The sequence below is a fragment of the Pseudomonas retamae genome, assembly GCF_043496865.1.
Classification (GTDB): domain Bacteria; phylum Pseudomonadota; class Gammaproteobacteria; order Pseudomonadales; family Pseudomonadaceae; genus Aquipseudomonas; species Aquipseudomonas retamae.
In genome coordinates, this window is record NZ_JBIEIL010000006.1 from 54,116 (window position 1) to 66,006 (window position 11,891).

Here is an 11,891-nt window from a genome sequence, read left to right on the forward strand (position 1 = left end):
GGCGCTCAAACACCGTTCGTCAGTCATGAGCCAAATAAGCTCGAAAGCTGCCGGAAAGCACTTTGACAATCATTCTCGTTAACATTAAGATCCATCGCAATTGAGTCACAACCAGCGACGGTTCTTACTTATGTATGTTTGCCTCTGCACTGGCGTCACCGACGGACAGATCCGCGAAGCGATCTATGAAGGTTGCTGCAGCTACAAAGAAGTTCGCCAGGCGACCGGCGTCGCCAGCCAATGCGGCAAATGTGCGTGCCTTGCCAAGGAAGTGGTCCGCGAAACCCTGACCAAGCTGCAAACCGCTCAGGCCGCGATTCCCTTCCCTGCAGAATTTACTGCCGCCTGATCAGCCCAATTTCAAAGAACCGGACTTATGTCCGGTTTTTTTATGCCTGAAAATCAATCGCTTAGCATCAAGACGCGGAACACAAACATTCTTATTCCGATTAATTTTCATATATTATTCAATAACTTAGGTTTGACACTTATAAGTGTGAAGCTCAAACTCCGCCTTATATACCGCGATTACAGGGCAGGACTCCGATCATGAAAGGCGACATTACCGTCATCCAGCATCTCAACAAGATCCTCGCCAATGAGCTGGTCGCGATCAATCAGTACTTTCTGCATGCGCGCATGTACGAAGATTGGGGTCTGAACAAGCTCGGCAAGCACGAATACAAAGAATCCATCGACGAGATGAAGCACGCGGACAAGCTGATCAAGCGCATCCTGTTTCTCGAAGGCCTGCCGAACGTGCAGGACCTGGGCAAGCTGCACATCGGCGAGCACACCCGTGAAATGCTCGAGTGCGATCTGCGTATCGAGAAGACCGGCCACGCCGACCTGAAAGCCGCCATCGCTCATTGCGAAACCGTTGCCGACTTCGGCAGCCGTGAACTCCTCGAAGACATTCTCGAGTCCGAGGAAGAACACATCGACTGGCTGGAAACCCAACTGGGCCTGATCGACAAGATCGGTCTGGAGAATTACCTGCAATCGCAGATGGGCGAAGAGTAAGTCAGCGCCCGCTGAACGCCAGACACTAAAAAGCCCCGCCCTCTTTTGAGGTGCGGGGCTTTTTATTGCCTGGACTTCGGTCAGTGCCGAAGTCCCTGTGGGAGCGAGCCTGCTCGCGAAGGCGCTGGATCAGTCAATACTTAAACAACTGACAGAACGCTATCGCGAGCTGGCTCACACCTACAGAAAAGCGCTTAGGCTTCGGACTTGTTCGCCGCAGCAGCTTCGACCGCCGACTTGATGGTGCTTTTCAGCGAACCGTCTGCTGCCATCTCGGTCATGATGTCGCTGCCGCCGATCAGCTCACCGCCGACCCACAGTTGCGGGAAAGTCGGCCAGTTGGCGTACTTCGGCAGGTTGGCGCGGATTTCCGGGTTCTGCAGGATGTCCACGTACGCAAACTTTTCGCCACAGGCCATGACAGCCTGCGCAGCTTTTGCGGAGAAGCCGCACTGCGGGGCATTCGGCGAGCCTTTCATGTAAAGCAGAATGGTGTTGTTGGCAATCTGCTCTTTAATCGTTTCGATGATATCCATGGAGCACCTCGGCTGAACTTTCCGACTCATGGGTCGGCACGGTGGCGCATTGTAACGGAATCCCGAGCGCGCTGCTCGGTCTCCCCGACAGACACATGCTCAAGCCGCCACCACCGTCACCGGCACACCATTGAGCGCCGCGTTGCCGGACAACTCATCGAGCTGGCACTCATCGGTCAGGTCGTTGGCACTCGAACCCGGCTGGCCACTGGCGATCGCCATCTGCACGCCCGGTCGCGCATGGCCCCAACCGTGCGGCAGGCTGACCACCCCTTGCATCATGTCCTCGCTGCCCAGCACCTCCACCTCGATCTGCCCGACCCGCGAACTGACACGTACTCGCTGGCCGTCACTGAGGCCTCGGCTGGCGAGATCGGCCGGATGCATCAGCAACTGATGACGCGGCTTGCCCTTCACCAGACGATGGTAGTTGTGCATCCACGAATTGTTACTGCGCACGTGACGGCGGCCGATCATCAGCAGTTGATCGATGGCGGGCGCCTGCAATGCGGCGAAGCGTTGAAGATCGGCGAGTATTTCCGCAGGCGCGGCCTGTATGCGCTGATTCGGGGTTTTCAGGCGTGCGGTCAGGTTGGGCTTCAGAGCACCGAGATCAAGCCCGTGCGGATGATCGAACAGCGTCGCCAGCGACAGTTTGTGTTCGGATCCGTCGCCGTAAAGGCCCATGCGCAAGCCCATGTCGATCATCTTCGACGGCGCCATGGTCGGTTTCAGTTCTTTGCCGGTCTGCGCCGCGAACGCTTTGGCGAGGCCGACGAAGATTTCCCAGTCGTGCAGCGCGCCTTCCGGTTTGCCGAGGATTGCGCGATTGAAGCGGGTGACATTGCGCACCGCAAACAGATTGAAGGTGGTGTCGTAGTGATCGTTTTCCAGCGCCGAAGTCGACGGCAGGATCAGGTCGGCGTAGCGCGTGGTTTCGTTGATGTACAGGTCGATGCTGAGCATGAACTCCAGCCCGTCCAGCGCCTGCTCCAGTTGCCGTCCGTTCGGCGTCGACAGCACCGGATTGCCAGCCACGGTAATCAACGCGCGGATCTGCCCTTCGCCTTCGGTGAGCATTTCCTCGGCCAGCGCCGACACCGGCAGCTCGCCACCGTATTCGGGCCGGCCCGAAACGCGACTCTGCCATTTGTTGAAATGCCCGCCCGAGGTCGAGGCCACCAGGTCAACAGCAGGTTCGGTGCACAACGCACCGCCGACGCGGTCGAGGTTGCCGGTGACCAGATTGATCAACTGCACGAGCCAATGGCACAGCGTGCCGAACGCCTGGGTCGAAACGCCCATGCGTCCGTAGCACACCGCACTCGGCGCGGCAGCGAAATCGCGCGCCAGTTGGCGGATCTGCTCGGCCGGAACGGCGCATAACGGGCTCATCGCCTGCGCAGTAAACGTCGCCACCGCAGCGCGCACCTCGTCGAGGCCATCGACCGGCAGATGACTGTCGCGGGTCAGACCTTCGCTGAACAGGGTATTGAGCACACCGAACAACAGCGCGGCATCGCCGCCCGGGCGAACGAACAGATGCTGATCCGCAATCGCTGCTGTTTCGCTGCGGCGCGGATCGACCACTACCACTTTGCCGCCACGCGTCTGAATCGCTTTGAGACGCTTCTCGACATCCGGCACGGTCATGATGCTGCCATTGGAAGCCAGCGGATTACCGCCCAGGATCAACATGAAATCGGTGTGATCGATGTCAGGAATCGGCAGCAGCAAGCCGTGGCCGTACATCAGGTAACTGCTCAGGTGATGGGGCAACTGATCAACTGACGTCGCCGAGTAGCGATTACGGGTTTTCAGCAAGCCGAGAAAATAGTTGCTGTGGGTCATCAGCCCATAGTTATGCACGCTCGGGTTGCCCTGATAGACCGCCACGGCGTTTTGCCCATGATGCTCCTGAATCGCCGCCAGCTTCGACGCCACCAATGCAAACGCCTCATCCCAGCCGATCGGCAGCCACTCGCTACCGACCCGCCGCATCGGTTGGCGCAGGCGATCAGGGTCGTTCTGGATATCTTGCAATGCCACCGCTTTGGGGCAGATGTGGCCGCGACTGAAGGTGTCGAGGGCATCGCCCCTGATCGAGGTGATCGCGACCTGGCCATCGGTTTCAGTGGTCTCGATGGTCAGGCCACAGATGGCTTCACACAGGTGGCAGGCACGGTGATGGAGAGTCTTGGTCATGGCCAGTCTCTGTCTTGTTCGGGGCGGGCGATCGCGCCCGCGGGAACAAAACTATGGCCCCGGCAGGACCACGGCGCCAGCGACGTTCGTCTTGTGAATCGGGGCGTATCAGGCGGGCCGATAGCGCCGCGTCGTCAGTTCGACGGCAACTGGGGTGGCGGCGCCAGCTGGATTTCCTGAATGGTTTCGATCTGCTCGTGGGCGACGTGTACGCCGGTCAGTTCGCCGATCAGCCGCCAGTGCTCGTCGAGCCCGGCGCTGATGGTCGCCATGCGATCGATCATGTGGCGACCCGCCGTCTTCACCACTTCGTCTTCACTGCGCAGCAGTTCGAACGACATCGAGGTGACCGAGGCGGTGAGGTGGGTCAAGGAGCGAGCCGTGTGGCCCAGCAGTTCCATTAACAGTTGTTCTTTCGATTCCATGCGGAGGCTTCCTGCGTCGCTCGAATGTTATTTATAACCCAGCACTTTGCTTTAGCAAATGTTTCAACCCGGCCATCCGACCAAGAGAATCCGCCGCCACCCCGTGCGAAACCGACCAAAGCCATGCCGTGTGCGGCGCGGCGCATTGCCAAGCGCGGCGGGCCCAGTGTACAAAGAGGCTCGCTGCTGCCCTGAACCCGGCTTCAAATGCGCGACTGCGATGCGCAGTGCGCCCTTCGATTCCCGCGTAAACCGTAGCCTATTGGCGTAACGCGACATTTAATGTCAATATCGCGCCTTCCCCTATTCCGTCGCCCCGTGCGGCTTACGCCGCAGGTCTCGCCCGTTGTTCCGATAAACAAGGCTTTGAGCATCTGCGGTTGGTAGCAAAAAGGTAGTCAATGATGAGCGCAAGGCACTTTCTCTCCCTGATGGATTGCACGCCCGAAGAGCTGGTCAGCGTGATCCGTCGAGGCGTTGAGCTCAAGGACCTGCGTAAGCGCGGCGTACTGTTCGAGCCTCTGAAAAACCGCGTGCTGGGCATGATTTTCGAAAAGTCCTCGACCCGCACCCGCATCTCCTTCGAGGCCGGGATGATCCAGCTCGGCGGCCAGGCGATCTTCCTCTCGCCGCGCGACACCCAACTGGGCCGTGGCGAGCCGATCGGCGACTGCGCCATCGTCATGTCGAGCATGCTCGATGCGGTGATGATCCGCACCTTCGCCCACAGCACCCTGACCGAATTCGCCGCCAACTCACGCGTGCCGGTGATCAACGGCCTGTCCGACGACCTGCACCCGTGCCAGTTGCTGGCCGACATGCAAACCTTCCTCGAACACCGCGGCTCGATCCAGGGCAAGACCGTGGCGTGGATTGGCGACGGCAACAACATGTGCAACAGCTATATAGAAGCGGCGATCCAGTTCGACTTCCAGTTGCGCGTTGCCTGCCCGCAGGGTTATGAACCGAATCCCGAGTTCGTCGCCCGTGCCGGTGACCGTGTGACCATCGTCCGCGATCCGCAGGATGCCGTGCGTGGCGCCCATCTGGTGAGCACCGATGTCTGGACTTCGATGGGTCAGGAAGAGGAAACTGCCAAACGCCTCAAGCTTTTCGCGCCGTTTCAGGTCAACCGTGCGCTGCTCGACCTCGCCGCCGAGGACGTGCTGTTCATGCATTGCCTGCCGGCGCACCGCGGCGAAGAAATCAGTCTCGACCTGCTTGATGACCCGCGCTCCGTTGCCTGGGATCAGGCAGAAAACCGTCTCCACGCACAGAAGGCCCTGCTCGAGTTCCTCGTCGAACCGGCATATCACCACGCATGAGTCATGAATTACTGCTGAACCTGCGCAACCTCGCTTGCGGCTATCAAGATCAACGTGTGGTGCAGAACCTCAATCTGCACCTCAACGCCGGCGACATCGGTTGCCTGCTCGGCTCGTCCGGCTGCGGCAAGACCACCACGCTGCGCGCCATCGCCGGTTTCGAGCCGGTGCATGAAGGCGAAATCACCCTCGGTGGCGAAACCCTGTCCAGCGCCGGGTTCACCCTGGCGCCGGAGAAACGCCGGATCGGCATGGTGTTCCAGGATTACGCGCTGTTTCCGCACCTGAGCGTGGCCGACAACATCGCTTTCGGCATTCGCAAGCACCCGAACAAGCAACGCGTCACCGAAGAGCTGCTGGAGCTGGTCAACCTGAAAAACCTCGGCAAGCGCTTCCCGCACGAATTGTCCGGCGGTCAGCAACAGCGCGTCGCCCTCGCCCGCGCCCTAGCCCCGGAGCCGCAATTGCTGCTGCTCGATGAGCCGTTTTCCAACCTGGATGGCGAACTGCGCCGCAAGCTCAGCCATGAGGTGCGCGACATCCTCAAGGCGCGTGGCACCAGCGCAATTCTGGTGACCCACGATCAGGAAGAAGCCTTCGCCGTCAGTGATCATGTCGGCGTATTCAAGGAAGGTCGGCTGGAACAATGGGACACGCCGTACAACCTTTACCACGAGCCAGCGACGCCTTATGTGGCCAGTTTCATCGGTCAGGGTTATTTCATTCGCGGGCAACTCGCCAGCCCGGAGTCGGTGCAGACCGAACTCGGTGAACTGCGCGGCAACCGCGCTTACACTTGGCCAATCGGCGGTGCGGTGGATGTATTGCTGCGTCCGGACGACATTGTCTACGCGCCAGACAGCGCACTGAAGGCGCGGATTGTCGGCAAGACCTTCCTCGGTGCTTCGACGCTGTATCGCCTGCAGTTACCGACCGGTGCGCAGCTGGAATCGATTTTCCCCAGCCATGCGGACCATCAGGTCGGTGCCGATGTGGGGATTCGGGTAGTGGCCGAGCATCTGGTGCTGTTTCAGGCATCCGGCAGCACGGCGGCGCAGATTCCGGCAGTGGAAAACGGCGTTCGCCGGCACAGCACAGCCCTCTGATCAGACCGGGTAAAAATGTGGGAGCGAGCCTGCTCGCGAAAGCGGTGTATCAGTCAAAGATGCTCTGACTGGCCTACCGTATTCGCGAGCAGGCTCGCTCCCACAGTCTGTTTTGTATCAGCCTAAAATCAGTGTTCCACTCGCCACCAGCGTCGCATTGCCGCCGATCTTCACCCGCTCACCTTCCAGTCGACAGAACAACTCCCCGCCTCGCGCCGAGCGCTGGCAAGCGCTCAGGCTTGATTTGCCCAGACGCTTCGACCAATACGGAATCAGGCTGCAGTGGGTCGATCCGGTGACCGGATCTTCATTGATGCCAATCGCCGGGGCGAAATAGCGTGAGACGAAATCATGCTGGTTGCCGCGCGCGGTAACGATCGCGCCCAGCCACGGCAGCTTCGCCAGCGCCGCCATGTCCGGCGTGCAATCAAGCACCGCCTGCTCCGATTCCAGCACCACGAACAGTTCGTTGGAGCCGAGCACATCAACCGCTTCGACACCCAATGCGCGCTCTACGTCCAGTGTCACGCCAATCTCGCTCGGCACAATCGTCGGGAAATCCAGCCACAACCGATCGCCCTCACGGCTGACGCTCAGCGGCCCGGATTTGCAGATGAAGTCGATACGCTCAGCGGTTTCACCGTAGATCTCGAACAGCACATAAGCGCTGGCCAGCGTCGCGTGCCCGCACAGTGGCACTTCGGTGGTCGGGGTGAACCAGCGGATATGCCAAGCCTGGCCTTCGCGCACCAGAAACGCGGTTTCCGCCAGATTGTGCTCGGCGGCGATCTTCTGCATCAACTCGTCGGCGAGCCACGCATCGAGCCGATAGACCATGGCCGGGTTGCCACTAAATGGCCGGTCACTGAACGCGTCGACCTGATGAAACGCAAGCTGCATAACCTTCTCCTTTAAGTCAGTCGGCACAGCATGCGACCACGCGGCGGGCGGCGCCAGTGACAGAACCGGCGATTTTCTTTCATACAGTGCCGAGGCACTTCATGGCCGGCCGATGTCGGCGAATTTTGCTTGGGTATGTTCGGCAAGCACTGCCGGCGCCAGCTCGACCTCCAGCCCACGGCGCCCGGCGCTGACATAGATAGTGGCAAAGCCCTGCGCCGAATTATCGATAAACGTGCGCAGGCGCTTCTTCTGCCCCAGCGGACTGATGCCGCCCAATAGATAACCGGTAGAGCGCTGCGCCGCTGTCGGGTCAGCCATTTCGACTTTTTTCACGCCCGCCGCGTGCGCCAGACCTTTGAGATCAAGGCTTCCGACGACCGGCACCACCGCCACCAGCAATTCGCCTTTTTCGCTCGCCGCCAGCAGCGTCTTGAATACCTGCGCCGGCTCAAGCGCCAGTTTCTCTGCGGCTTCGAGCCCGTACGAAGCGGCTTTGGGGTCATGTTCGTAACTGTGCACGCGATGTTCGGCACGAACTTTTTTCAACAAGTCCAACGCAGGGGTCATGGCAGCTCCGGCTCGGCAATCACAGAAAAAACCTGGACCGGATTTTAGGCGATCAGCCTGTAAAAGGCTCTAGTCCACGCCGCGATTCCCGCGACCTGCAGCGAATTCAAGCGAACCAGACGACGCTTGCGGCAATGGATCATTCACCGCACGAATAGTTTTATTGTGACCAGTAGTTCACTTTCGACCTTTGACAGGTTTGTTTCTTGTCTATATTTTTTCGAAACTGAATAATGTAAGAATTATCGATATTGCAGTACCCGGGGACGGAATGGGGATTCCTAACCGGCGGATATCGCGCCTTGCCCTGTTGGCAGCGCGCCAGACAACAACAAAAACCGAGGTATTCAATGACCACTGCTTTACCGCAACCATCACTTTCCGGCCAATGCCTGGCCGAATTTCTCGGCACCGCCCTGCTGATCTTCTTTGGCACCGGTTGTGTTGCCGCGCTCAAAGTCGCGGGCGCCAGCTTCGGCCTCTGGGAAATCAGCATCATCTGGGGCGTCGGCGTAAGCATGGCGATCTACCTGACTGCCGGGGTTTCCGGCGCGCATTTGAACCCGGCCGTGAGCATCGCCCTGGCGGTTTTCGCCGATTTCGAAAAGCGCAAACTGCCGTTCTATATTCTTTCGCAGATCGCCGGCGCCTTCTGTGGCGCGCTGCTGGTCTACACGCTGTACAGCAATCTGTTCTTCGATTTCGAACAAACTCACCAAATGGTTCGCGGTTCGGCCGCCAGCCTTGAATTGGCCTCGGTGTTCTCGACGTTCCCGAATCCGGCACTGTCGACCGCTCAGGCGTTTCTGGTCGAGATGATCATCACCGCGATCCTGATGGGCGTGATCATGGCCCTGACCGACGACAACAACGGCCTGCAGCGCGGCCCGATGGCGCCGCTGCTGATCGGCTTGCTGATCGCCGTGATCGGCAGCTCGATGGGGCCGCTGACCGGTTTTGCGATGAACCCGGCGCGCGATTTCGGTCCGAAACTGATGACTTTCTTCACTGGCTGGGGTGAAATTTCCTTCACTGGCGGCCGTGACATTCCGTATTTCCTGATTCCGATTTTTGCACCGATTGTCGGTGCCTGCCTCGGCGCTGCCGGGTACCGTGGGCTCATCGCCCGCCACCTGACCGGCGCCACACCTGCTACAAAGGATGCAGAACCGGCCATTGACGGCAAACCCAGAACGTCCTGAAACAGTCGGCGCCGGCTCCTGCCCGTCCGAGCCGGCGCCACGGCCCACTCTCCCTTATTTCGTCCAAGGCAATCGACATGACCGACATTCAGAACAAGAACTACATCATTGCCCTCGATCAGGGTACGACCAGCTCGCGCGCGATCATTTTCGACCGCGATGCGAACGTGGTCTGCACCGCGCAGCGCGAGTTCGTCCAGCACTACCCGCAGGCCGGTTGGGTCGAACACGATCCGATGGAAATCTTCGCCACCCAGAGCGCGGTGATGGTCGAAGCGCTGGCCCAGGCGGGTCTGCATCACGATCAGGTGGCCGCCATCGGTATTACCAACCAGCGTGAAACCACCGTTGTCTGGGACAAGACCACCGGTCGTCCGGTGTACAACGCCATCGTCTGGCAGTGCCGCCGCAGCACCGAGATCTGCCAGCAGCTCAAGCGTGATGGGCACGAAGACTACATCCGCGACACCACCGGCCTGGTCACCGACCCGTACTTCTCCGGCACCAAACTGAAGTGGATTCTCGACAACGTCGAAGGCAGCCGCGAGCGTGCGCGCAACGGCGAGCTGCTGTTCGGCACCGTCGATAGCTGGCTGATCTGGAAATTCACCGGCGGCAAGGTGCACGTCACCGACTACACCAACGCCTCGCGCACCATGCTCTTCAACATCCATTCGCTGGAATGGGATTCGAAGATGCTGGAAATTCTCGACATCCCGCGCGAAATGCTCCCGGAAGTCAAAGCCTCGTCGGAAATCTACGGTCGCACCAAGAGTGGCATCGCCATTGGCGGCATCGCCGGCGACCAGCAGGCAGCGCTGTTCGGGCAGATGTGCGTCGAGCCGGGCCAGGCGAAAAACACCTACGGCACCGGCTGCTTCCTGCTGATGAACACCGGCGACAAGGCGGTGAAATCTCAGCACGGCATGCTCACCACCATCGCTTGCGGCCCACGCGGCGAAGTGGCTTACGCACTGGAAGGGGCAGTGTTCAACGGCGGTTCGACCGTGCAGTGGCTGCGTGACGAACTGAAAATCGTCAACGACGCCCACGACACCGAATACTTCGCCAACAAGGTCAAGGACAGCAACGGCGTCTATCTGGTACCGGCCTTCACCGGTCTCGGCGCGCCGTACTGGGACCCGTATGCCCGTGGCGCGCTGTTCGGCCTGACCCGCGGCGTGCGCGTGGATCACATCATCCGCGCCGCGCTGGAATCGATCGCCTACCAGACCCGCGACGTACTCGACGCCATGCAACAGGACTCCGGCGAACGCCTCAAGGCGCTGCGTGTGGATGGCGGCGCGGTGGCGAACAATTTCCTCATGCAATTCCAGGCTGACATCCTCGGCACCCAGGTCGAGCGCCCGCAAATGCGCGAAACCACCGCTCTTGGCGCGGCGTATTTGGCCGGCCTGGCGTGTGGTTTCTGGGGCAGCCTGGAGGAACTGCGCGGCAAAGCGGTAATCGAGCGCGAGTTCGAACCGAGCCTGGACGAAGCGGCGAAAGAGAAGCTCTACAAAGGCTGGAAAAAAGCCGTCAGCCGTACCCGTGACTGGGCGCGTGAGGACGCTGAATAAGCCAAGGTTCAGTTACAGACAGGCATCAAACTGGTCGGGAGCGGATTCCTGCGTCATCATGGGCAAATTTTGCTTGGCAGCCCAAAGGAAGCCCCATGAATCTGCCTCCCCGTCAGCAGCAAATCCTCGAGCTGGTCCGCGAACGCGGCTATGTGAGCATCGAGGAAATGGCCACGCTGTTCGTTGTTACCCCGCAAACCATTCGCCGCGATATCAATCAGCTCGCGGAAGCCAATCTGCTGCGTCGCTACCACGGCGGCGCGGCGTACGATTCCAGTGTCGAAAACACCGCCTATGCGATGCGCGCCGATCAGATGCGCGATGAAAAGCAACGCATCGGTGAAGCCATCGCCGCGCAGATCCCCGATCACGCCTCACTGTTCATCAACATCGGCACCACCACCGAATCGATTGCCCGCGCCCTGCTCAACCACAGCCATCTGAAAATCATCACCAACAATTTGCATGTGGCTTCGATGCTCAGTGCCAAGGATGATTTCGACGTGCTGCTGACCGGTGGCAATGTGCGGCGCGACGGCGGCGTGGTCGGTCAGGCAAGCGTGGATTTCATCAATCAGTTCAAGGTCGATTTCGCCCTCGTCGGGATCAGCGGCATCGACGAGGATGGCAGCCTGCTCGACTTCGATTATCAGGAAGTGCGGGTATCGCAGGCGATTATTGCCAACGCGCGCCAGGTGATTCTGGCAGCTGACTCAAGCAAGTTCGGGCGCAATGCGATGATCCGGCTGGGGCCGATCAGCCTGATCGATTGCCTGGTAACCGATCAGCAACCGGTGCCGGCGCTGGCGCAGTTGTTGAGTCAGCACAAGATTCGCCTGGAAGTCGTCTGATCCCTCTTCCGCGCTGGCGGTACTGACGCCTTCGCGAGCAGGCTCGCTCCCACCTTTGGAATGCATTTCAAATTGTGGGAGCGAGCCTGCTCGCGAAGAGGCCCCTACAAGCAGCACACCTCTGGCGCTTTTGCGCGCATCCCATGTTCGATAATTTTCCTTTCCCCG

General features: G+C 59.8%; 12 protein-coding genes. 7 read left to right on the forward strand and 5 right to left on the reverse strand.

The genetic code is table 11. From position 1 onward, the window contains the following. Positions 1–130 precede the first annotated feature (130 nt). Both ACGSLL_RS13670 and bfr read left to right on the forward strand, forming a co-directional pair. Positions 131–349 (forward strand): bacterioferritin-associated ferredoxin, encoded by a 219-nt coding sequence (locus ACGSLL_RS13670; RefSeq protein ID WP_394506593.1) that lies wholly within the window; start codon positions 131–133, stop codon positions 347–349. A 200-nt stretch (positions 350–549) separates the two neighbouring features. Then, complete coding sequence (gene bfr / locus ACGSLL_RS13675; RefSeq protein WP_039758367.1) at positions 550–1,023, forward strand: bacterioferritin; 474 nt, start codon at positions 550–552, stop codon at positions 1,021–1,023. Positions 1,024–1,217: 194 nt separating this feature from the next. On the opposite strand, the gene grxD is transcribed toward bfr, so the two are convergent. The 3 genes from grxD to ACGSLL_RS13690 form a co-directional block, all read right to left on the reverse strand. Beyond that, on the reverse strand, positions 1,218–1,559 hold the full coding sequence (gene grxD, locus ACGSLL_RS13680) for a Grx4 family monothiol glutaredoxin (RefSeq protein ID WP_394506595.1): 342 nt from the start codon (positions 1,557–1,559) through the stop codon (positions 1,218–1,220). 99 nt (positions 1,560–1,658) lie between these two features. Further along, entirely contained in the window at positions 1,659–3,764 is a 2,106-nt protein-coding gene (locus tag ACGSLL_RS13685; RefSeq protein WP_394506597.1) for a molybdopterin oxidoreductase family protein, read from the reverse strand. Between the two features lie 134 nt (positions 3,765–3,898). Continuing rightward, a complete protein-coding gene (locus ACGSLL_RS13690) occupies positions 3,899–4,189 on the reverse strand; it encodes a hypothetical protein (protein WP_090285872.1) in 291 nt (96 codons plus the stop codon). Between the two features lie 404 nt (positions 4,190–4,593). Between ACGSLL_RS13690 and argF the strand changes: the two genes are divergently transcribed. After that, positions 4,594–5,514 (forward strand): ornithine carbamoyltransferase, encoded by a 921-nt coding sequence (argF, locus tag ACGSLL_RS13695; RefSeq protein ID WP_093098769.1) that lies wholly within the window; start codon positions 4,594–4,596, stop codon positions 5,512–5,514. Further along, the gene (locus ACGSLL_RS13700; protein ID WP_394506600.1) at positions 5,511–6,620 is read left to right on the forward strand and encodes an ABC transporter ATP-binding protein; all 1,110 of its coding nucleotides are present in this window, start codon (positions 5,511–5,513) and stop codon (positions 6,618–6,620) included. The genes argF and ACGSLL_RS13700 overlap by 4 nt, the downstream gene beginning before the upstream one ends. A gap of 117 nt (positions 6,621–6,737) precedes the next feature. On the opposite strand, the gene ACGSLL_RS13705 is transcribed toward ACGSLL_RS13700, so the two are convergent. Together ACGSLL_RS13705 and ybaK are read right to left on the reverse strand one after the other, a co-directional pair. After that, positions 6,738–7,520: a PhzF family phenazine biosynthesis protein gene (locus tag ACGSLL_RS13705; RefSeq protein ID WP_394506602.1), complete on the reverse strand. Its 783-nt coding sequence runs from the start codon at positions 7,518–7,520 to the stop codon at positions 6,738–6,740. Between the two features lie 99 nt (positions 7,521–7,619). Further along, positions 7,620–8,090, reverse strand: coding sequence for a Cys-tRNA(Pro) deacylase (gene ybaK / locus ACGSLL_RS13710; RefSeq protein ID WP_394506604.1), 471 nt, complete (start codon positions 8,088–8,090; stop codon positions 7,620–7,622). A gap of 350 nt (positions 8,091–8,440) precedes the next feature. On the opposite strand from ybaK, the gene ACGSLL_RS13715 reads away from it, so the two are divergent. The 3 genes from ACGSLL_RS13715 to ACGSLL_RS13725 all read left to right on the forward strand — a co-directional run bounded on the left by ACGSLL_RS13715 (position 8,441) and on the right by ACGSLL_RS13725 (position 11,723). Further along, positions 8,441–9,292, forward strand: coding sequence for an MIP/aquaporin family protein (locus ACGSLL_RS13715; protein ID WP_394506607.1), 852 nt, complete (start codon positions 8,441–8,443; stop codon positions 9,290–9,292). A 77-nt stretch (positions 9,293–9,369) separates the two neighbouring features. Next, positions 9,370–10,872, forward strand: coding sequence for a glycerol kinase GlpK (gene glpK, locus ACGSLL_RS13720; protein ID WP_126366033.1), 1,503 nt, complete (start codon positions 9,370–9,372; stop codon positions 10,870–10,872). Between the two features lie 95 nt (positions 10,873–10,967). Beyond that, the gene (locus tag ACGSLL_RS13725) at positions 10,968–11,723 is read left to right on the forward strand and encodes a DeoR/GlpR family transcriptional regulator (protein ID WP_007953179.1); all 756 of its coding nucleotides are present in this window, start codon (positions 10,968–10,970) and stop codon (positions 11,721–11,723) included. Positions 11,724–11,891 lie beyond the last annotated feature (168 nt).